Here is a 20,968-nt window from a genome sequence, read left to right on the forward strand (position 1 = left end):
AGCTTGGGCCAGATAATAGACTCGCACACTGAATGCAATTTCAGCCCCGTGGCTTCGTTGCAGTGCGGAATGGTTGCAACGCCTTTATAGATACGGGTTGTCGCGTTGCAGACCTATGGCTAATGGCCTTCTCTAATCAATGCCGAAATGGAGTGGCCTGGGTGGCAATAAGTATCAACGACTTTTCAGAACGGCGCTGCTGGCCATCGTTTGCGTTGATCTGTGCAGTGGGTCTCGCACTTGCCGGTTGTGCCAGTGGTCCGGAGATTAAGTCGGGTCCAGTATCGCCTCAGGCAAATGCAGCGCTTGGCCAGGATGTATTGGAGCAATCGCGAACATCGGACTTCGTCATTCGCCCCATGGATGTCCTGTCCGTGGCGGTGTTTCGCGAAGAGGGACTCTCCCTGCCGCGCGTGACTGTAGGTTCCGACGGTTTCATTTCGCTGCCCCTTCTGGGGCCGTACCAGGCATCCGGCAAAAGCCCTCGAGAGATGGAACAGCACCTCGAAGTACTGCTCGGCGCGAGGTATCTTCGTGAACCGAATGTCGCCGTGAATGTGCTGGAAACTGCATCGCATGTCGTAACGGTCGAGGGGCAAGTCGAGACCCCGGGAATTTACAGTTTTCAGCCCGGCACACGTTTGTCTGGCGCGATCGCGCTCGCCAGCGGGCCAACACGCGTAGCCGACGCAGCAAATATCGCGATATTCCGTCACAATGAAGAAGGCCTTGCGATTGCCAAATTCGATTATCGGGCGGTGCAAGCCGGCAGGACGATCGACCCATTGCTGCAGCCGGGAGATCGCGTAATCGTTGGCACCGACAGCCTTTCACAATTCTGGCAGGATGTGCTTCGCTCTCTGCCGGTCTTCGCATTGTTTACTCAGATTTGATGGCGAGAAAATAGATGTCACAGTCAGGCTCCGCAGAGCGTCCTGCCGAAGGACTAGCTGACCGCTATCTTCCCGAAAGTGATCGAACGGGGAATGAGCAAACACGCCCCGTCGGCATGTTTGAAATGGAAAATGTTCGCGCGATCTTGTGGCGGCAACGCTATGTGCTGATGGGCGTGATCGGGCTTGCACTTGTCGCAGGCCTCGTGCTGACCATGTTGACGACGCCGACGTATCGCGCATCCGCAACGGTGCGGATCGATACAAGCACCAGCACGATCGTTGAAGGGCAGGACCTTTCCGACCCCTACATAAACCCGTCCCAGGTCCCCACTTTTTTGGCCACACTTACTCGGGTCATCGAGAGCCGCGATATGGCCTTGCGCGTCGTAGACTCGTTAAATCTCGACGAGAACGAGGCGTTTCTGAGTGAATTGGCCACGACCCCTCGTCCTGATGGCGTTAGTGAAGAAATGTTTGAGGAGCAGCGACGTCAGGCGGCAGCGGGCATTTTGCTTGAAGGACTGGAAACGCAGGTTCTCGATATTACGCAGATCATTGAAATCGGTTATTATTCGCCCGATCCCATGCTCGCAGCTAAAATCGCCAACGGCTACGCCGAAAATTTTCTGATCGATGACATCAACCAGTCACTCGAAGCCAATTCCTACGCGCGCGAGTTCCTCGAAGGAGAGATTGCCGATATAAGGGCCGAATTGCGCGATGCGGAAATGAGGGCTATCGCCTATGCTCGCGCCAACCAGATCATCGCGCAGCCGATTGCTTCCCCGGCGGAAGATTCTTCATCCGCATCGGGCACCTCGCCGACTCTGACGGCCTCCAATTTGATGCAGGTGAACGAGGCGTATACGGACGCGCGGGCGCGGCGCATCCAGGCCGAACAGCGCTGGCGTGCAATTGCCGGCACTCCCGCGGTACAAATTGCCGCAGTGCGCGACAATGGCGAAATCCAGTCGTTACGTGCGCGTTTGTCGGAACGCCGCGGACGTCTGGCAGATCTGCGCGAGCGCTATCAGGATGATTACCCTGAGGTGCAGGAAGTATCGTCTGAGATCGAAGCAATCCAGGAAGAGATCGCGTCTACAAGTGCGCAGATCAAGAACAGCATCCGGGATGAGTTCCAGATTGCCGCCCGCCAGGAGAACGCCCTGCGTAGCGAACTTGCTCAGGTGTCCGATGCGTCACTCGACGAGCAGGATCGCCGGGTTCAATACAATATTATCGATCGTGAAGTGCAGGCGCTGCGTTCTCAGCTCGAGAACCTGATGGAGCGTAACAACCAGATTTCCTCCGCTGCCAATTTGCGCAGTAACGACTACACCTTGCTCGACAGGGCAAGGCCGTCGGATGCCCCGGCATCTCCCAATTTGTTCAAGAACCTGTTTATCGCGCTCGTGTTGGGCAGTGCGCTCGCGGTGGCCTTGGCTGTGCTTCGCGAATTGCTGGACGATAGGTTGCGATCTGTCGATGATGTTGAGCGGCGCATGGGACTTACAGCCCTTGGCCAAACCCCTTATGTCCATAGAGGTGTCGAGGGCGAGATAACCAACAGCTTCAGTCCCATCAGCGAAGCCTACGCGTCCATCCGCGCTACGCTGGACTATGTCTTTTCCTCGAGCGGGAAGAAGATCATCCAGTTCACCAGCAGCCAAGCTGCGGAAGGCAAATCTACGTCAAGCGCTGCCATCGCAACGAAATATGCCGAAATTGGCCGCAAGGTCTTGCTGATTGATATGGATCTCCGCCGTCCGGCTCTTCATTCGCTATTTGGGAAATCGCGTCAGGAAAAGGGTATCGTTGAAGTCCTGTTCGGCCGAGTCGAATTAAGCGAAGTGCTAATCGATGTAGGCGTGGACAATCTCCATTTTGTGCCCGTCGGCGAAGTTCCTGGGGATCCCATCGGCATCCTCTCGTCGGGGCTGATCCCTGAATTTCTCAAGAAGGTCAGACCGCATTACGATCTCATCATCATCGATGGTTCGCCCGTGTTGGGGATTGCCGATGCGCCCCTTTTGACACGGTTCGTCGAGGGTGTTGTTTTCATCGTCGAGGCAAATCAGGCAAAATCGCGCGGAGTGCGGACGGCCGTGCGTCGCCTTAACGACGTGGATGCAAATCTGGTTGGTGCTGTCGTGACAAAGTTCCGCGCGCTCGATGCCGGCCAAAGCTACAGCTATCAATACAGCTACTACGCCTACGATTCCAAATCTTGACGTAGCTGAAGCGTCGGTCCTTTCGGGCCGCTATCGGACGACTGATGTACATGACCCGACAGCCGATCATCGCGCACCTTTCAGCGGATTTTCCGGATCCTTTCATCGAGCGTAAGACGCCGGTAATTCGCGCCTTGCTCGAACTGACGAAGGATAGTTTCACCCACCGCGTCGTGTCGATCAACCGCGGGGCCGTTGCGCCCTTCCGAACTGCGCTCGCAGCGATAAAAGGAGCGGGTACGCCGGAACTCGAATATGAGCGCCGTGCTTTTGCCGATGGTGTCGCGCTGTCTTATCGTGCTCCTCCGCGCGGGATCATGCACGCTACAATGCTGCGCCAGCTTGGAAATGTGATCGCCCAAGACATGCTTCGGGAAAAGCAATTGCCGGACCTGCTGATCGGACACAAGCTGACGGTGGAGGGTATTGCGGTTGCGCACGCCGCCGCCATAGTTGATCGGCCTTACGCCCTGACAATCCAGGGCAATACGGATGTGAAGATCCTGCGCGCACGGCCGGACTTGCGCCCCCTGTTCCGACGGATATTTCATGGTGCGGCGCAGGTCATGAGTTTCGCGCCATGGTCGCTTGAGGCGATTGAGGCGCGACTTGGTTCGCGAGCCGGTTCGAGCACAATCGTTCCCCCTCCGACCGAACTCGATGCAATTCTGCCTCCAAAGACAGGCGGTAATGGCCTTCTCACGATCTTCCATCTGCACGGGTTGAAGAACAAGAACCTCTCTGGGCTGGTAGCTGCGTTGCACATTCTTGAGCGACGGGGACGAAAAATATCTCTCGCTATTGTGGGAGACGGAAACGATGCCGATCGTGCCGCTGCTAAAGCGCTGGTGGGCGATCTCGAAAACGTGACTTTCGAAGGCGCATTGTCTCGCGATGCGATTGGCGAAAGGCTCAACTCTGCTTCGGCCTTTGTCTTGCCTTCAAGAAGGGAATCCTTCGGTCTCGTCTTCACCGAGGCGCTGTTCGCCGGATGTCCGATCATATATCCCGAAGGCAGGGCCGTTGACGGATATTTCAAAGACAGTGCATTCGCCCTTTTTGTCGACCCGATGAAAGCGGATCAGATTGCAGCAGCGATTGAGCGCATGATTGATCACGAAGCTGAGACAAAGTCCGCGCTGCGAAGGTGGCAGGATGCGGGCGGGCCGCAGATTTTCGCCCGTACATCCATAAAGCAGAACTACACCCGCGCACTGATGGAAGCTGTGGGGGAAGGCAGTGTCTGATTCTCACGATCAACCGCTTGACGTGCCGGAAGTATCAATTCTGGTAGTAGCCTACAATTCGCAGAAGCTTATCGAGCGCTGTATCGAAGCTGTTGCGCATGCATCGCAGCGGACGCGTGTTGAAATCTTGTTTGTCGATAATGGCGATGGCGGATCACAGGCGCTTGTAGAAGAACGCTTTCCCTATGTTCGCATCATAACAAGCCAGGGGAACATTGGATTTGCACGAGGCAATAATTTACTCGCCGAGCATGCTTGCGCGCCATATCTGCTGTTGCTCAACCCAGACATGTTTCTTTGCGAAGAAGCGATAGATATCCTCGTCGATGCGGCACGACGGCACTCCGAAGCTGCTGCGTGGGGCGGGGTGACGATGGATGACGCCGGGCAACCCGACGTTGGCAATGCAATAGCCATACCGTCCTTACTCGAATTCGCCTCAGCAGCCCTCGGACACTCCTTGGCGGGACACCGCGCGAGCCATGACTATGACCAAGACCGCAAGGTGAGGGTGCTTTCAGGCGGCTTTGTCATGTTGAGTCGGGAGGCATGGGACGAAGCGGGGGGTCTCGACGGGAAGTTTTTTCTTTATTGCGAAGAGGTCGATCTGTTCTACCGCCTTGAACGCCAAGGGTATGATCTCTGGCATATCAGCCATGCTAGAGCCATGCATGAGATGGCTCATGGGGATCATCTTTCCGCTCGGCGCTTGCTCTATCGCTCTGCGGGTACGATGCAATTTCTGCGCAAACACTGGTCGCCCCCGGCCCGTTTTTTGGGGGCAGGCTTGCTCTGGCTGGCGGCGTTTGAACGGTACTTTGCTGGAAAACTGTTGGGACGCTTAAGGCCGGATCTGGCGCGCTTGGGCGAAGCGTATCGATTGATGGCTACACGCCCCGAGCTCTGGTTGGCAGGCTATGATCCGCAGCGCGGCCTGACCGCCAGACTTTCTGAAGGGGCGCTGGAAACTGGAAGGTCCGTGTCTACATGACGTGGCGACAAAATTTGCAAGGAGCGTGTCTGCGTGCTTGAACATTTCGTCCTCACCCGGTTCAACATTGCAACGCCCGGACGCGAAATGGCCATCCGAAATTCTCCGGGTTGGCTAGCCCGCAGGTTTGACCTCTTTGAAAGATATTGCCTACCAAGCATGGCGGCACAAAACGCTGAGGGATTTACATGGCTGATCTATTTCGACGAAGCGACGCCTGACGAGTTCCGCCGCCGCATCAAGGCAGCGCAAATCGTGACGCCTTTCGTTCCACATTTCGTCAGAGTGCGGGAAATGTCGCAAGTTGCGGGAGATATCGCAGCACTTCTCCAGCCAGGCACGCGGCGCGTTGTCACGACCCGTCTCGACAATGACGATGCTATTTCACAAGATTATCTCGCTCAAGTACGAATTGCGGCTGACGATGCTGGAGATGGGACTGTCATTAATTTTCGGCACGGCGTCGCGCTTCGTGCAGGACGCGTTTACGGGGCAGCAGACGATAGCAACCCATTTGCCTCTCTCGTCGAAAAGGTTGATGATTTGCGCACGATCTGGTCCGTCCCGCACCATCTCCTGTCCAAAACCTTCTCGGTAAAGCAGGTCAACACCAAGCCGCTTTGGCTTCAGGTCGTGCATGGCGACAATGTTACCAATCGGATCAAAGGCAAACGGCTTGGAAGCGCAAAAGTTCTTGCCAGCTTTAACATGCGGCCATCCACCCCTCTGGTTAGATCAGACAGGGGAGCAATTTTGCTCGATAGGCTCGTCTTCTATCCCTTGCGCAGCTTGCGCGAACTGATCATCACCACGCTGAAACCTGTCCGGGTGCTAATTAGGGGCGACAGTTTGCGCAGCTAGCGGAGAATTGCGTTTGCCGATGTTCAGCACGTGGCGCATTAACTTTCAGGGATAGAGACATGCCTACAAAAACCTTAATGAGGAATTCTCATCGTTTGCGGGATTTTTGAAGACGTTGAGGCGAGGCCGATTGGAGCCCGTCTATCCCCAGAGTGACTGCAATGCCCAACAGCATGAAATACCAGACCTGCGCAGAAAGCCATACGGAAACCGAGTAAATCCCGAAAGTGAAAATCACTAAGGCCATAGCGACACCCCGTTTCATCATTAAATCGGCCTCATTCAAGTGGGGGGAACTCCGTGCGACTGTGACCGTGGCAATTAGAACAGCTACCAAAAGCGCGATGGGAGTGATCAATCCATATTGCATAGCCAGCATTAGCCAGAAATTGTCGACCGACGAGGTCATCCACATCGGCCGGACCCATTCATTATATCCGATGCCGAAGATTGGATAATTTTGGACCGATTCTGAGCCATAGCGCCAGATGAGAGTTCTATAGAAAGCATTCCATGAATTGAGCGCTGCAACTCGTGAAATAATACTGATCGCTCCGCCCTGTGTCGCAAATTCCAATACAAAAAATGTGATGCCAGCGAATATCAGGAAAATACGCCATGTCAGAAAATCCACGACCCGCGTGATCCAGTCATATCCTAGCAATACAAGGCCAACAACAAGGGCAAGGATAGCTGCAGAACTGACGGTGAAGAAGCTTGCAAGGGCGGCGAGGATCCCTAGGAATCTTGGCATTCCTCTCAGGCGCGAAAGAAAGAAGAGTGGAAGGAAGCTGGAAAGAAACAGGCCAGCGAGGATGGCATGAGGAAAGGGTCCAGGGGCCCTTAGTAATCCCAGGCGCACAGTATTTTCACCAAGAAAGCCGCCACCGAGAAGTGATCCCGCAAAGGACTGTACTATGATGCGATGAGACACCGACTCGGCGATGATTGACATAGCCGCTAAAAACAGTCCGGGCACAGAATAGATCAGCAACAACCTCATATCCCGGGGCGACTTGATGGTTGTTCGAGCGAGAAAATATGCCAGCGCAATGTCGATAAACTGCGCCCCAGCACCTGGAGCCATCCTGTTCATGCCCATCGTGTTGATGAGGGCAATACCAATCCATAATACCGCGATGACTACGAGCATGTCGGGCGATCTGAACCTTGTTCGGCCCGTCAGAAGTTCCCTGATGATGAAGATGGTCGCAGGTATAAGCAGCAATCGGTAAGGCGGCAGTACAAACCCGCCCAAGTTGAGATGTGTCTGTGGGGGGAGCAACAAGCTGTAAATGAGTGCAACCGCCAAAAAGATTGCTTTCCCACCTGATGTACTGGCCGCGCTGACCGCTAAAGGAATATTCGCGGCCGGCAGCTGTTGCGGCATAGAAATCATCAGATTATCCGGAAATTATTGCGTGTGCGAGGCATTAGATTACGCGCCGTAGCTTGGATAGACCAATACCTAAATTTTTCTTTTGTCCTGCACATAGCACCCAGAAACGAAGGCACTCGATTTGCTCAACAGATTGAAGAGCTTTCGCTTGATAGCCTTTTTGGGAAAGCTGGACGGTCCTTCGCAGGCGATAGATGGATTTGCCGCACTTAACTCTCGCAACAAGATAGTGGAACACTATGAAAATGCCTTGATCAAGCTGGTGAGGAAATTGCTCGCGCCCGGACTATATTGCGTAGTAAATTTCGAGCCGGCACCTCCACCCAATAATATGAAGCGATGGAGCCGATCAGCGTGACGACTATCGCTGAGGCTAGCACGCCAATCTGGTATGTCGGGAACCGACTTATCACCGGGAGAAGCGCGAATATAACCAGCGCATGGATCATGTAGGTAGAATAAGAAATCTTGCCTAGGAAATGCAGAACCCTTGAATCAAACCTGACCATGGCGAAACCCACCACAACGCCAGCAGCACCGAGCGGCACCGTGAATTTAGTGGGATCGAGAATGAGCGTAGCAAATCCTAATCCTATCAAAACCCATCCCCAGGAGGATTTCGCTTCGCGCCAGTACCGATAGGCAACTAACCCAATAGCGAATTCAGGCAAAATCCGCCATATCCCATATCCTGATGGCAAAGCTGCGGGACTGACCCCTAGCCACCCGAACGCTACACTTGATACTGCGATCAACAAGGCACTCGCCATCACTGTGCTCGCCATCAAACCTGTCCGCAAAAATGCAACACCAAACACGGGAAAGAGCAGATAGGCAAACCATTCAGCACTAATCGACCAAGAAGGACCATTAAAATAAGTAATCGGGTCAAAACCCCACGCATGAACTGCAAAAAGATGCGTGAAAATGGTCAGCACAGGATCATAACTACCGCGTCCATCCAACTGCTGGGTCCCGGAAATTTGTAGCCCTAATGCATGAAACAATGTCAGTGGCAGCAAAAGGGCGAACATTGTTGCAAGGTGCAGGGGATACACCCTTGCTATCCGGTTAATCAGAAACTCGCGATAATTGAAGGTGCGATCGAGCACCTTTGTCGCATAAACATAGGCGAGGACAAAACCGCTAAGGACGAAAAAGATATCAACGCCAAGCGAGCCTGAATCAATCACCCAGATTCGGGTACTGTCCAAGGTCGGTAGAAACGCTTTAAAATGGTATGTTACAACCCACCATGCGGCAATTGCGCGAAGGAACGTAAGCTCCCTGATCTCACCGACTTTTACCATTCGTCCCCTCTGCCCCTTTCGCCGACCCTTAGCAAGTAAGGCTATCGGCGGGCTCGTTTTTTTGGTCACGACCCTGCGAACTCGCCATGCCTGTCAATTAGTGACGCGACAACTGCTTACTGTCGCGACGAAAGCGCGCAGATCTTAGCTGTCAACGGATGTGACTGCACCCGTTGCCATACCTGATCAGGTAACTGGAGCCACGCCGTCGTACTCGTCAGAAGAAATAGAGCCGCGGCGAACGCAAGCAATACACGAAGATCCGTAACCAGCGTTCCGACACTTAATGCCAGTATCACCAATAAGGCCGGCACTGCTAATCCAGTAAACGCCGCGCGGTGACTAAAGCCCGCTTTGCGAAGGAGAATCAAACAATCGATCAGGCAACGGAGGGCAAATGCAGCAGCGAAGCCCGACAGACCAAAGTTCCAACCAAGAATCACCATGGCGACGATGAATATCGGCAACTCGGCAGTATGAAGCAATGCCGTGAAGCGTGGGTTGCCGCGCGCTTGGACGAAAGCGAACGGAACCACAGCAATGGCGTTCACCCAACATCCTGCGAGCACGATATGGGCGACTGAAATAGAGCGAGGGTCAAGCTGGTTGCCCAGCCAAAGCTCTAGTAGAGGCTTTGCGAGGCAGATAAGCGCAACGATAACCGGAGCGAAAATCTGCCCTAAAAAACAGGCATACTGCAGGCAGTCGCTTCGTGACTCGACATCCCCCTGTGAGGCGAACCGGGGAAAAAGCGCCTGTCCGACGGCTATCGGAAATAATAGGGTCCGATTGGCAACCTGAAACGGGATTGTAAATGCGGCGACTGCTGCTGCGTCGCGCATGATGCCGATGGCAAATCGATCCGCGATCAGCATTAATGGTCCCATGAGCGCGCTGACCATTACCCAGCCACCAAAATTGAAGAGTGCTTTAACATCAGCGCGCGAAAAAGATGGCAGCGAGGTTCGGAAAAAAGTCGCCCATACATTTATCGCCAGCACTATCACGCCAACAAGCCGTGCCAGCAGCGAAGCGAGCACTAAAACAGATATCTCAACCGATATTAAATAGGAGGCGGCAAGCGGTAGGAGCAACACTCCGAGGTTGCCAATCAGCGTCGCGAAGGAAACTGCGCGGAACCGTTCCAATCCCATGAGCGACCCGGACAGCACTCCGCCGATTGCCACGACAGGAGTGCACAGTGCAAGCGTAAGGACGGCAGAGCCAGCTTCGCGTCTGATTTCGCTATCTACGTCAAACGGACCAGCGAAATACCATTTGGCAAAAAAGTAAACGACCGCCGTAATGATCACACCAAAACCGACCATGACTGTCAGAGCTGACCATACCGCGTTTACTCGTTCCTGAGTATCGGCTTGTCGAAGCGTCGAAATACGCTGAGTGATCGCACGGCCAATACCGAAATCTGCCGCTCCGAAATAACCGAGAAGCACCCACGCGATTGCCAGCGTTCCATAGCGATCAGCCCCGATCTGGGCTATGTAAAAAGGGACTGTGACTATTGAGAGAATTGCTGGCGCCGCAGTGCCAGTAAGGGAATAAAGGACATTACCGACGAGTTTCATCGTCAAAACCCCCAGCCATCACGTCAGGATTGCTCGCGCCGGGCGACGATCAGGTATTGCGTGGTAAAGAATGATCTAAAGCGACCAAAGGTTAGCTTGTTGAACAGACGCTGTTTGGGGGCGCCAATTGCAGAGGATCGTACCGTCTCTATTGTAAGTCCGGCGCGCTGCAACAGTTCTAGCGCAGATTCTTTAGTGAAAAACCGCAAGTGCGTCCGGTCGAGCAAACCAGCATCCGCATAATTCCAGCGGTTACGAAAAATGAGGTCACGCAAAAGCGAAATGTGCCGCACATTCGGAATGCTGGCGATCAGTGCTCCGCCAGTGGAAAGATGTTTTGCGAATTGATCAACGCGGTCCCAAGGATCGACAAGATGTTCCAGAACGTCGAGCAAGAGGATTGTATCGAACGGCCCATTTTCCGTGAGAAATGGTTCGACCTCGGAGCGCTTATCCAAATTGGCGTTGGACTGAAAGTCCACACCAGCAGTACCCGGCTTGATCACCGCATCGATAACCCCGACCTGCTCTGCGCGACCAATCTCCTTGAGGTGTAAAGCAGTAGTACCAATGCCACCGCCAACATCCAGAAGTCGCTTGCTTGGCAAGACCAGCGGTATAATATCCGTTCTGACGTTGGAATGGTAGGTAGATGTCAAGAGCCTTACCCCTTTCTAGTTACTTGTGATTAAAGTCTATTTCTCACGCTCATATCCCGCTTCACACGCTACGCTTTTAGCATCACCCAAAAGTCCCTCGCCACGCGAATTAATGTGTCTGCGCCGCCAACGCACGCGTAGCAAAGGGAGGGGGTTGCGTGAAAGCTCGCAGACAGTGGTAAAGACTGGCAGCCGCTTGCGCCATTTCCTCACAGCGTAACGATATGCATCGACATATCCGCCTCCCAAGGAGGCCCACGGCCGGTTGTTATGAACCACCGGCAGTTCGACCGCGAGTGCGCTATGTCCGGTTGTCCAGGCCGTCTGCACCAGATCTGTGCCGTAAAGATGAAAATGCGGGAGCTTGGAATCGAAGCGGAACTGCGGCTCTCGGCGAAGGATGAGCAGGAGCTCATCCAGCGACTCCACGGCAGTTGGCGCGAATCCAGCTTCCCCCAGTTCGCGACCCATGTTCACATCCCAGACCCGCCCAACATGATTACCATTCTTGCGCACACCATACGGTCCACACACCAACCAGTCGGGATGGGAGTTTGAAAGGTCCGAAAGCACTTTTACGGTGCGATCAAGCCATCCAAGAGGTAGATAAACGTCCTGATGAGCGAAAATGCAAATGGTTGCCGAGGTCTGTCCTAGCCCGTCATTATAGGCTTGAGCCATGGATTTGGCATTGCGCAGGGTGATTAGGCGCAAGGTTCCATCGGCAATGTCAGGCGATCGAGCCAGACATTGTTCGAGGACCGCATCATCGTCGACTGCAGCGATTACGCAGAAGTCACCCGGGCTATATTGCATCTTGGCCCACCGCAAATGCTGATGACGCTATTGGCATAATCTTATTCGACATCTCCAAGCGCCCTAGGGCTGCAATGCCCGCCACCAGCCCTCATTATCGAGATACCAGCGCAGCGTTCCGGCAAGCCCGCTTTCGAAATCGTGTGAAGGCGCATAGCCAAGCTCACCGCGCGCCTTGGTTTCATCAATGGCATAGCGGCGATCATGGCCCTTGCGATCGATAACGAATTCCTTCAGCTCGCTGGTCGGCCTGCCCTTTGCCGCAGGCGCATCGGGATAGCGATCGGCTAATCCGTCGATCTCGACAAATGCTCGGTCAACTTCGGCACAGATGCGGTCGATTACAGCCATATTCGGCAGTTCAGCACCGCCGCCGATATTGTAGGTTTCCCCATTTCTGCCGTAGGAAAGACATGCCTCGATGCCGCGGCAGTGATCTTCTACATGCAGCCAGTCCCGCACGTTCATCCCATCGCCATAGATCGGCAGGGCGCGGCCATGTAGTGCGTTGAGAAGGAAAAGCGGAATGAGCTTTTCAGGATATTGATAGGGGCCGTAATTGTTCGAGCAATTACTGGTCGTTACCTCCAGCCCAAAGGTGTGGTGATACGCACGCACCAGATGGTCAGACGAAGCTTTGGACGCCGAATATGGCGAATTGGGCTGATAAGGCGTTGTTTCGCTGAATGCCGGATCGTTCGGACCAAGCGAACCGTAAACCTCGTCGGTCGAGATGTGATGGAACCTGTGAGGGCGGCCACTGCCCTCGTCCAGCCATACTGCGCGTGCAGCTTTGAGAAGACTGTTGGTGCCAAGTATATTGGTGTCGATAAAGGCGTCAGGCCCACTGATCGAGCGGTCCACATGGCTTTCGGCGGCGAAGTGGACAATTGTTTCAATGTCGCGCTCTCGCAGCAATTTTTCGACGTGATCAGTGTCGCGGATATCGCCTTTCACCAGCTCGGCCTGCTCGATCCCTGCAATAGTGGATTCATTGCCGGCATAAGTCAGGCAATCCAGCACGATCACCGCGTCATCAAGATAGTTATCGGCCCAATAATGTACAAAGTTTCCGCCGATGAAGCCGGCCCCGCCTGTGACGAGCAAATTAGACAAGATTTTTTTCCTCTTCGAGCATCCGGCGCAAGTTTACGCGCCAGTGTGTATGGCCATCGCCCAACAGCTCTCGCGTTTTGCTGCAGTCGAGCAGGGAAAAAGCAGGGCGGGCAGCGGGCGTGGGATAGGCGTTTGTCGGTATCGGCGTAATGGGAATGGTCTTCTTCAACAAACCGAGCGCGAGCGCCTCTTCCTGGATTGCGACCGCGAAATCATACCAGCTAGCAACGCCGGCGTCGCTGTGATGGAATGTCCCGGTGGCTTCTGCGGCGACCAAGGCCCAGATCGTGCGCGCGAGATCGGATGCCCAGGTCGGTGCGCCAATCTGGTCAGCTACAACGCCAAGCGCAGGCTTTTCCTGCATCAGACGCAACATGGCACGAACAAAATTGACACCTCCGGCCGTGTACACCCATGCCGTCCGCACCAAGATGTCACCGTGGGCCAAATGATCCTCACCCTCGGCTTTGGTGCGACCATAGGCGGAAATCGGCCTGCGCTCGTCTTCGGGACGATAGGCGCGGCTGGACGTGCCATCAAATACAAAATCGGTTGAGATATGCACTAGCTTGCCCGCATGGGCCTGCCGCAGCGCCGCGACCGCGCCCGAGTTAATCGCGCGTGCTGCAGCCTCATCGCCTTCGGCCTTGTCGACAGAGGTATAGGCTGCGGCATTGACGATAAGATCGGGTGCAGCTTGTTCCACCAGTTCCTTGATTGCGCCGGCATCGGTCAAATCACAATCGTCGATATCGACCGTGTGCAAAGAGGCGCCCTCCGGCGCGGACGCCGTGAGGGCACCGCCCAATTGTCCATTCGCGCCGGTAATCAAGACTTTCACGAGAATGGCTCCAGATTCGCTAGGCGCTTGCCTTCCCGATCCTTTGCCGAAAGCTTTACCTCCAGTCCTGCCAGCGGCCATTCAATGCCCACGTCGGGATCGTCATAAGCCAGCGAATGTTCGGTATCGGGCGCATAGGGCGCATCGCACTTGTAAAGAAAATCGGTGTCGTCTTCCAATGTCAAAAAGCCGTGCGCAAAACCCTGTGGCACCCAAAACATGCGCTTGTTTTTGGCGGACAGTTCAACGCCCACCCATTTGCCAAAGGTGCTGGACGACCGGCGCATGTCAACGGCCACATCATACACGGCGCCAGCGACCACGCGCACCAGCTTGCCCTGTGGTCCGGGCTGCTGAAAATGCATGCCCCGCAGCACGCCCTTCTGCGAACGGGAGTGATTGTCCTGGACAAAAGAAATATCCAGCCCGGCAGCAGCGAAAGCGGCCGCATTCCAGCTTTCCATGAAAAAGCCGCGTTCATCGCCAAACACTTTGGACTCTATGATCAGAGGGCCTTCAATGTCACATTCGATGATATCCATCAGCTTTGGCCTTCGCGCAGCAAGGCCATCAGGTAATCTCCATATCCGGATTTCCGCAGCGGCGCTGCAATCGCTTCGAGCCGCGCTCCGTCAATGAAGCCTTTGCGCCATGCGATTTCTTCGGGGCAGCAGATCTTGAGCCCCTGCCGTTCCTCGGTGATGCGCACATATGTGGCGGCATCGAGCAGCGAAGCATGGGTGCCTGTATCGAGCCATGCAAAACCGCGGCCCATGATCTCAACCGACAATTGCCCCTCGTTCATATAGAGACGATTAAGGTCGGTGATTTCCAATTCTCCACGCGGCGAGGGTTTCAGGTCGCGCGCGCGGTCGACTACGGTTTCGTCGTAAAAATACAGGCCGGTGACCGCAAAATGCGATTTGGGCATGGCAGGTTTTTCTTCGATAGAGGAGGCGCGGCCATCCTCGCCGAAGGCAACAACACCATACTCTTTCGGATTGTTCACCCTGTAAGCAAAAACACTCGCCCCGCTCTCGCGGCCAGCTGCGCTGGAGAGAAGTTCAGGTAGGCCATGTCCGTAGAAAAGATTATCGCCCAATACAAGCGCGCTAGGATTGCTGCCAACAAAGTCAGCACCAATATGAAAAGCTTGCGCTAAGCCTTCCGGATTGGGCTGAACTGCATAGCTAATTGAGATACCTAAATCCGAACCATCGCCGAGCAGGCGCTGGAACTGCGCTTGATCTTCGGGCGTGGTGATGATCAGAATGTCGCGAATGCCCGCCAACATGAGCGTGGACAGCGGGAAGTAGATCATGGGCTTGTCGTAGACAGGCATAAGCTGCTTGGAGACACCGCGCGTCAGCGGATAGAGCCGCGTTCCAGACCCTCCGGCCAAAATGATGCCCTTGCGTTGCAAACCTTATCGCCCTTTGAAAATTAAGAAGAATAATAGTGTTTTGATTGTGGGGTGGAATCCGCAGGCGGCATCGCAATGGCTTACCTCTGCGTCAACCGCTAATTAGGCGCATAACGAAATCTGGTGCCTCACGTAAGCCGCTTGCAAATACATTTCGTGCATTGCAGTGAAGATGCGCAGGGCGGGACGGTCTGCCGGGTTAGCGGATGTCAGATGAAAACGAGCGTCGTGCTGGAAATCGACAATTGGCTTGCCAGAGAGCTTGTCGGGAGAGGAGCTGCTCTGCCAATGCAGGCCGATCGCTCTGACTTCGCGGAGCTGGCCAGCAGCCGGATTAGATTTCATGGAATTGCCCTAGCATTGGTTGAAACCCGGGTTGGGCTCGACGGTTGGCCTGCGGCTCTTCGCGAAACAACTGTGGACGAAGCGCAGATGCAGGCTCTTTGGGAGGAAACGCACCGCCGTACGCTTGTGTCGATGTTTGATCGGTTGGCCGAGAACGATATTCGCACTGCCGCTATGAAGGGCACTGCCCTCGCCTATAGTATTTACGCCAATCCCGCATGGCGGCGGCGTGGAGACACCGACTTGCTAGTTTCCGAAGACCGGTTGGACGACGCACGATCCGTGTTGCAGGCCCTTGGATTTAGATTGTTGAAGCCTCCACACGGCCTCCTTTTTCAGGAAAGCTGGTATTTTGACACGGGGATCGGGTTTGAACATGTCGTAGATCTTCATTGGCGGGTGCTGGACTCACCCAGACTTCAGACTGTTCTTCAAGTCGATGACGTGCTTCACCACAGTATACCTCTTACCCGTTTGCATCCGGTGGCGCGTGCAGTCGATCCGGTGCGCGCTCTTGTGCAAGGCGCTTTCAACCAGCGCGAACACAGTCTGTTCGGCTACGGCGTGGAAGGCAAAGCAAAACCGGAAGGCGATCGGCTGATCTGGGCCATGGACTATTGGTATCTGTGCAGGGCCATGGATGAGCACCATTGGCAGCGGCTCGTTCAGCTCGCGGATCAACATAAAATTGCCGAGCTGATTAGCTCGGTTCTGAAGACAGCGCAGGCGCTTTGTGCGGATTGTGTACCACTGGTGGCACTCGCGCAATTGGACAGTCGGCGGAGCGGCAATGTCATGGCTTATCTTTCCAAAACCAGCCGCCGCCGCCGCTTTGCGAGTGACCTCGCTGCGTGCAAGGGGGCTGGCGAAAAAGTTTCCTTCATCGCCCGTCTGGCACTGCCGGATGATGACCATCTGCGCGCTACATTCCCTGAAGCGAAAAAATGGCCTACTTTTGCGTTGCGCTTACGCTGGCTCGCGCGCACAATTAGCCGTCATGTGAAGCCTTATTCTTCATGACGCAGCGCAGTTTTCTTACGGAACGAGCCCTGCAATATCGCGGAGGACTCATCCGCATCAGCATCCTGCAGGCTTTGGGTGCACTCACCACATTGGCACTTCCCTGGCTGGCGGGGCAATTACTAGGCGGCGTAGCGGAGGCAGACATCGCCAACACCTCCACGATTGTCTTGGCGCTGGTAGCCCTTCTTGTGTTGGCTACGGCTTTCAAAATTTCGGGCGCTATGGTGTCTGTCAAGACATCTGGGCGCATCTTCAGTCAGCTGCGGCTCGATACTTACCGCAGCGTCCAGCGATTGCCGATGAAGTTTCACAATCGCAGCGATCAGGGCGAATTGCTTTCGCTTATGACATTCGAGATTGGGCGTCTCAGCGACTTTTTGACCAATACCATTGCTACTGTCCCAGCAATGATGCTTACAGTGGTTGGTTCGGTGATCATGCTATTTGTGATCGACCCCATGCTTGCTGTCATTCTTCCAATCCTCGTACCTATCTTTTTTATTGTCTTGCGGTTGGCTGGTCGGAGGCTCCGCGTGGGCGCTGCAAGCATGCGAGACGCTGAGTCAAAAGTGATCAATGAGGCGGAAGCCCATCTAGAGATGCTGCCCGCAACCAAGGCTTTCGCGGTCGAGGACGCGCAATTTGATCGCTATTCGGCGGCAGTCGATAATTCACGGCGATTAAGTGTGCTGAATGAGCAAATACATTCGGCAATAGGACCGGTAGTGGGGCTGATAGCCGCCTTGGCAGCATTGGCTGTCATTCTTGTAGCAGGTCTGCAGATCGGTGAGGGCGATCGGTCGGCGAGCGAGCTTTTCACCGTTCTCCTTTATGCAGTACTCCTCACCAGACCTGTTGGCGCGATGGCAGAAATGTATGGCCGACTACAAATGGCGCGGGGAGCACTTGCGCGCTTACACGCGGTGATTTCGGAGGAGCCTGAACCGGGCTATTTTCAAGGCGCGGAGCCAAAAATAGTACGCGGTGCCATAGCCTTCAAGGATATCCATTTCTCTTATTCTGGTCGCGCGCCAACGTTGCAGGGCGCAAGCTTGGAAATAGGACCAGGCGAGGTTATCGGAGTGACAGGCGAAAACGGCGTTGGTAAGTCGACGCTCGTCAATCTGCTTCTGCGCTTTTACGAAGCTGATGCGGGCGAGATCACGCTTGACGAAACACCCATTGAAGAACTTCAGGTTCAATCGCTTCGCCGCCTGATTGGTTATGTTCCTCAGCGTAGCCTATTGTTCAGTGGCAGTGTGCGAGATAACATTGTGTTCGGCAACTCTGAGGCCACCGATGAGCAAATTGCCAGCGCGCTTCGATTATCCCAGGCGAAGAATTTTGTCGCGGCTTTGCCAAAAGGTCTAGAGACGCAGATTGGCGATCACGGGGTGCGCTTATCGGGCGGCCAGTGTCAAAGACTGGCTCTCGCCCGCGCACTGATTATGCATCCACCGGTCGTCATATTTGACGAGGCCACATCCATGTTCGATCTCGAGAATGAGGCGCTTCTAGTGGAGACAATCAAGGGTTCTCTATCGGGACATACCATCATCATCATAACCCACCGTAAAGCTTTGCTGGCTTTGGCCGATCGCATTGTGAGAATGGTTGATGGGCGCTTTGAGGAAATTCCTACCCTCTAGGTTGATTCTAGTATTATGAGATTTCGGTTGGCGAGATCCTGAACCAAAGCAACAACATCACGCTCGATGATATCGCGTTTTGCATCGAAGGTCTGCTCAACTGTGTCGCACAGTTCGGAGATCGAGCGTTGCCCGGCTTCGAGTGATTGCCACAACTTCCCTCCAACTTCGTTTAAGCCGAAATAGGTACCAGTGCCGAGATCGAGCAGGATAGTTTCGCCACCAACTTCCCGAGCAACAACATCTGCCCCCGGCGCAAATCGGTCTTGCAAATCAAAAACCTTAGTCAATTTGCTCACCTGTCACCATGGTTGAAACCGTCTCAATCACCTTGTGCAGTTCGCCATAACGACGCGGATAGTCAAGCGCGAAGCAACTTGTTGCTCTTGCAAGCGCGGCAATGCGGTCGAAATGCGCCTTCAGGCGCGGGCGGTCCTCGACATCGAGTATGAATGAGTGCCGCATGAGCTGCGTAAGCGCATCAGCTGGCTGCAATCTCTCGATGCTCGTGATCTCGCTTTCGCCGGGGCCTAGCAAAAACAGCGCCGTCAGCGGGCATGGTCGGGACCAGTGCGGCAGACTGGTTTGCGCCGAGAATGAGATCTTCTTGCCGCTTTCTGCTTCCGGTTCGTGAGGGGCTAGCAGAGCAGCGCTGTCGCTGAATAGCCGCAAAACCGGGCGGCTCGGCTGGACCAAATAGCCATCTTCGCTAATTGTTATCGAAAGCACATCTTCGGTGAGGAAGGGGTGTCCTGCACTTGCAAATGCACCTGCAAGGGTTGTCTTGCCACGGCGAGATAAGCCAAGAAATCCGATGGCGCCTGTGCCGCACCGAACTGCGCTGGCATGCATGTGTAATTGCCCGCGATAGTTGCCGAGCATCGGCTGGATCGAATTGTAATACAGGATGAGCGCATCGTCCTGCGCCATGCCATCAGCCGGGATGCATTGCACGCTCAGACTGTCGACATCAATCAGGAAATCAGCCTGGTCAGGAAAACGCACGCAATATCCGGTGGCGGTACGATAGAATTGCGCAGTCTCGTCCCCATCGGGCGTGACCCAACAATCATAAGGTGATGCAGGAATTTCATCCTGCGGCTGTTGATTCAACATGGAAAAAGGCGTCAACAGTCGGCTCCATCGCCGAGTTCGGAACGCAGAAAACGCGTGATTGCAGCTCCAGATGCAAAAAGATCAGGATACTGTTCAAGCACAAGCGCTTCAATTTCCCGAGCGGTGCGTTTGCCGTCTACCAAAGAAAGTATCTTGAGGCGTGCATCGCCCTGTGCATTTAGCGCCAACGGCACATCAAGCCGCGTTTCGAGGTCTTTCCCAGTTAGAATTAGGCTTTTCCAATTCGTCATACGTTGCGCAGGAGATCCGTTGCAGGGGGTCACAGTCCAAGCGAAGATCGACTTGTCGTGGCGGATGCGAAAAGACACATCGAAGCTGTCACCTTTCGCGGCCTCGATCGGATTGCTGAATGGGAAGAATGCCTGCGGTCGCTCGATGCTTTCCGCGGCTATTGGTGAATTGGTCATCCACACACCCTCGGCTAGCTCGCAATTGAACCACCCGGCAAGGCCATTAATCGTTACGTCTCGTGTCGCTATGATTTTGGCTGAAAGCAAGAGGGTATCATCCACTCTTTGATCAAGACGCACTTCGCCCAATGCGGTTTCGGTCGCGCACAGATCTTCGAGTTTCAGTTTGACTGGGTGGATAGAGTTGACGCTGTACTGATCCAACCAAGCAAATTCTTGCGGAATCGGTTCTTTTGTCCAGCTGTGCGCGAGCTGATGACATTCCTCTGACGACACGGCAGCAATCTTTAGCGCGATGCACCGGGGCATCACCGTACCGCCGGGTTTTAACATGCGCGCTTTGGCATCTTCCAGCATGTCGATGATGCCGTAGTCAATCCCAAAAAATCCCACGTGATCGCAGATTATCAGATCGACCCTATCAGGGAGCTTAGCGCGAAAAGTGGCATCGCGTAGGCAAGTATATTGATCAGAAAAGCCTTCGCGGTCCACGGTTTCTCGAGCAATTTCTATCGCGTCGGAATGGTCAATTCCCCAAACATGAGCAGCACCATGTTGGAGGCACTGAATACCTAGGACGCCAACGCCGCAACCAAGGTCCGCAACAGTCTCGCCGCCAGACAGCACACACTTGATAGCCTGGGAATAGGCATCGTGCCGCCGTGGAAGTTTTAAATAGCTGAGATGTTCTGCAAGGGTGCTGGACATGCTTTGCCTTGCTTAGCAAGTGTCTCTTGCCTGCGCCAGGATTCCGGAACAGCGAGAGCCAACGAATTGTTTCCAGAAAGGCCTTGTAACCACCCGGAAGTTAAGACCCAATTTAAGAAGGCGCAGCGTAATTCATTGCGCGAATACTTAAAATGTCGAGCAGGACTAACTATAACATCATGGTCATAAGGCCGCCACCATCGGAAGCCTGGCCCCCGCTACCACCTGTAAGGTTGCGGACCGAGCCAAATTCCGTGACCCGTGGCGCTTTATATGAAGCTTTCTTACTGCAGCTATTTTGCTCACTAGTCATTCTACGT

Annotated in this window: 20 protein-coding genes; 7 read left to right on the plus strand and 13 right to left on the minus strand. The window is 54.4% G+C overall.

Annotation, left to right across the window (positions count from 1 at the left end):
• Positions 1-32 precede the first annotated feature (32 nt).
• The 5 genes from AAC850_RS08875 to AAC850_RS08895 all read left to right on the plus strand — a co-directional run bounded on the left by AAC850_RS08875 (position 33) and on the right by AAC850_RS08895 (position 6,226).
• On the plus strand, positions 33-893 hold the full coding sequence (locus AAC850_RS08875; RefSeq protein ID WP_340588359.1) for a polysaccharide biosynthesis/export family protein: 861 nt from the start codon (positions 33-35) through the stop codon (positions 891-893).
• 116 nt (positions 894-1,009) lie between these two features.
• Positions 1,010-3,127, plus strand: a complete 2,118-nt coding sequence (locus tag AAC850_RS08880; protein WP_340588360.1) for a GumC family protein — start codon at positions 1,010-1,012, stop codon at positions 3,125-3,127.
• A gap of 50 nt (positions 3,128-3,177) precedes the next feature.
• Positions 3,178-4,374 carry a glycosyltransferase family 4 protein gene (locus AAC850_RS08885; protein WP_340588361.1) on the plus strand — a complete coding sequence of 399 codons (1,197 nt, stop codon included), beginning with the start codon at positions 3,178-3,180 and terminating at the stop codon, positions 4,372-4,374.
• Positions 4,367-5,365: a glycosyltransferase family 2 protein gene (locus AAC850_RS08890; protein ID WP_340588362.1), complete on the plus strand. Its 999-nt coding sequence runs from the start codon at positions 4,367-4,369 to the stop codon at positions 5,363-5,365. Before AAC850_RS08885 ends, AAC850_RS08890 begins: the two co-directional genes overlap by 8 nt.
• A gap of 33 nt (positions 5,366-5,398) precedes the next feature.
• The gene (locus AAC850_RS08895; RefSeq protein WP_340588363.1) at positions 5,399-6,226 is read left to right on the plus strand and encodes a glycosyltransferase; all 828 of its coding nucleotides are present in this window, start codon (positions 5,399-5,401) and stop codon (positions 6,224-6,226) included.
• 88 nt (positions 6,227-6,314) lie between these two features.
• On the opposite strand, the gene AAC850_RS08900 is transcribed toward AAC850_RS08895, so the two are convergent.
• The 9 genes from AAC850_RS08900 to rfbA all read right to left on the minus strand — a co-directional run bounded on the left by AAC850_RS08900 (position 6,315) and on the right by rfbA (position 15,355).
• Positions 6,315-7,625: an O-antigen ligase family protein gene (locus AAC850_RS08900; protein WP_340588364.1), complete on the minus strand. Its 1,311-nt coding sequence runs from the start codon at positions 7,623-7,625 to the stop codon at positions 6,315-6,317.
• Positions 7,626-7,879: 254 nt separating this feature from the next.
• Complete coding sequence (locus tag AAC850_RS08905) at positions 7,880-8,935, minus strand: acyltransferase family protein (RefSeq protein WP_340588366.1); 1,056 nt, start codon at positions 8,933-8,935, stop codon at positions 7,880-7,882.
• Positions 8,936-9,051: 116 nt separating this feature from the next.
• Entirely contained in the window at positions 9,052-10,521 is a 1,470-nt protein-coding gene (locus AAC850_RS08910; RefSeq protein ID WP_340588367.1) for a flippase, read from the minus strand.
• Positions 10,522-10,544: 23 nt separating this feature from the next.
• Positions 10,545-11,180: a class I SAM-dependent methyltransferase gene (locus tag AAC850_RS08915; RefSeq protein WP_340588368.1), complete on the minus strand. Its 636-nt coding sequence runs from the start codon at positions 11,178-11,180 to the stop codon at positions 10,545-10,547.
• 36 nt (positions 11,181-11,216) lie between these two features.
• Entirely contained in the window at positions 11,217-11,996 is a 780-nt protein-coding gene (locus AAC850_RS08920) for a glycosyltransferase (RefSeq protein ID WP_340588369.1), read from the minus strand.
• Positions 11,997-12,059: 63 nt separating this feature from the next.
• Positions 12,060-13,112, minus strand: coding sequence for a dTDP-glucose 4,6-dehydratase (gene rfbB / locus AAC850_RS08925; RefSeq protein WP_340588370.1), 1,053 nt, complete (start codon positions 13,110-13,112; stop codon positions 12,060-12,062).
• A complete protein-coding gene (gene rfbD / locus AAC850_RS08930) occupies positions 13,105-13,953 on the minus strand; it encodes a dTDP-4-dehydrorhamnose reductase (protein WP_340588371.1) in 849 nt (282 codons plus the stop codon). The genes rfbB and rfbD overlap by 8 nt, the downstream gene beginning before the upstream one ends.
• Complete coding sequence (rfbC, locus tag AAC850_RS08935; protein WP_340588372.1) at positions 13,950-14,495, minus strand: dTDP-4-dehydrorhamnose 3,5-epimerase; 546 nt, start codon at positions 14,493-14,495, stop codon at positions 13,950-13,952. Before rfbC ends, rfbD begins: the two co-directional genes overlap by 4 nt.
• Positions 14,495-15,355: a glucose-1-phosphate thymidylyltransferase RfbA gene (gene rfbA, locus AAC850_RS08940; RefSeq protein WP_340588373.1), complete on the minus strand. Its 861-nt coding sequence runs from the start codon at positions 15,353-15,355 to the stop codon at positions 14,495-14,497. The genes rfbC and rfbA overlap by 1 nt, the downstream gene beginning before the upstream one ends.
• A 234-nt stretch (positions 15,356-15,589) precedes the next feature.
• Here rfbA and AAC850_RS08945 point away from each other — a divergent pair, with 234 nt between their 5' ends.
• Together AAC850_RS08945 and AAC850_RS08950 are read left to right on the plus strand one after the other, a co-directional pair.
• A complete protein-coding gene (locus AAC850_RS08945) occupies positions 15,590-16,741 on the plus strand; it encodes a nucleotidyltransferase family protein (RefSeq protein ID WP_340588374.1) in 1,152 nt (383 codons plus the stop codon).
• On the plus strand, positions 16,738-18,393 hold the full coding sequence (locus AAC850_RS08950) for an ABC transporter ATP-binding protein (RefSeq protein ID WP_340588376.1): 1,656 nt from the start codon (positions 16,738-16,740) through the stop codon (positions 18,391-18,393). Before AAC850_RS08945 ends, AAC850_RS08950 begins: the two co-directional genes overlap by 4 nt.
• On the opposite strand, the gene AAC850_RS08955 is transcribed toward AAC850_RS08950, so the two are convergent.
• The 4 genes from AAC850_RS08955 to AAC850_RS13975 all read right to left on the minus strand — a co-directional run bounded on the left by AAC850_RS08955 (position 18,390) and on the right by AAC850_RS13975 (position 20,961).
• Positions 18,390-18,692, minus strand: coding sequence for a PqqD family protein (locus AAC850_RS08955; RefSeq protein WP_340588377.1), 303 nt, complete (start codon positions 18,690-18,692; stop codon positions 18,390-18,392). The two genes, AAC850_RS08950 and AAC850_RS08955, sit on opposite strands and share 4 nt — an antisense overlap.
• Positions 18,676-19,509, minus strand: a complete 834-nt coding sequence (locus AAC850_RS08960) for a hypothetical protein (RefSeq protein ID WP_340588378.1) — start codon at positions 19,507-19,509, stop codon at positions 18,676-18,678. Before AAC850_RS08960 ends, AAC850_RS08955 begins: the two co-directional genes overlap by 17 nt.
• 11 nt (positions 19,510-19,520) lie before the next feature.
• Complete coding sequence (locus AAC850_RS08965; protein ID WP_340588379.1) at positions 19,521-20,648, minus strand: 50S ribosomal protein L11 methyltransferase; 1,128 nt, start codon at positions 20,646-20,648, stop codon at positions 19,521-19,523.
• 169 nt (positions 20,649-20,817) lie between these two features.
• Entirely contained in the window at positions 20,818-20,961 is a 144-nt protein-coding gene (locus AAC850_RS13975; RefSeq protein WP_422723189.1) for a lasso RiPP family leader peptide-containing protein, read from the minus strand.
• Positions 20,962-20,968 lie beyond the last annotated feature (7 nt).

This window comes from Erythrobacter alti (assembly GCF_037996805.1).
GTDB lineage: Bacteria > Pseudomonadota > Alphaproteobacteria > Sphingomonadales > Sphingomonadaceae > Alteraurantiacibacter > Alteraurantiacibacter alti.

Coding starts and splice junctions, on each gene's coding strand:
- AAC850_RS08960 (WP_340588378.1), bottom strand. CDS start 19,509: ATGTTGAATCAACAGCCGCAGGATGAAATTCCTGCATCACCTTATGAT.
- AAC850_RS08920 (WP_340588369.1), bottom strand. CDS start 11,996: ATGCAATATAGCCCGGGTGACTTCTGCGTAATCGCTGCAGTCGACGAT.
- AAC850_RS08945 (WP_340588374.1), top strand. CDS start 15,590: ATGAAAACGAGCGTCGTGCTGGAAATCGACAATTGGCTTGCCAGAGAG.
- AAC850_RS08905 (WP_340588366.1), bottom strand. CDS start 8,935: ATGGTAAAAGTCGGTGAGATCAGGGAGCTTACGTTCCTTCGCGCAATT.
- AAC850_RS08965 (WP_340588379.1), bottom strand. CDS start 20,648: ATGTCCAGCACCCTTGCAGAACATCTCAGCTATTTAAAACTTCCACGG.
- rfbC (WP_340588372.1), bottom strand. CDS start 14,495: ATGGATATCATCGAATGTGACATTGAAGGCCCTCTGATCATAGAGTCC.
- AAC850_RS08910 (WP_340588367.1), bottom strand. CDS start 10,521: ATGAAACTCGTCGGTAATGTCCTTTATTCCCTTACTGGCACTGCGGCG.
- AAC850_RS08875 (WP_340588359.1), top strand. CDS start 33: ATGCAATTTCAGCCCCGTGGCTTCGTTGCAGTGCGGAATGGTTGCAAC.
- AAC850_RS08900 (WP_340588364.1), bottom strand. CDS start 7,625: ATGATTTCTATGCCGCAACAGCTGCCGGCCGCGAATATTCCTTTAGCG.
- AAC850_RS13975 (WP_422723189.1), bottom strand. CDS start 20,961: ATGACTAGTGAGCAAAATAGCTGCAGTAAGAAAGCTTCATATAAAGCG.
- AAC850_RS08880 (WP_340588360.1), top strand. CDS start 1,010: ATGTTTGAAATGGAAAATGTTCGCGCGATCTTGTGGCGGCAACGCTAT.
- AAC850_RS08950 (WP_340588376.1), top strand. CDS start 16,738: ATGACGCAGCGCAGTTTTCTTACGGAACGAGCCCTGCAATATCGCGGA.
- AAC850_RS08885 (WP_340588361.1), top strand. CDS start 3,178: ATGACCCGACAGCCGATCATCGCGCACCTTTCAGCGGATTTTCCGGAT.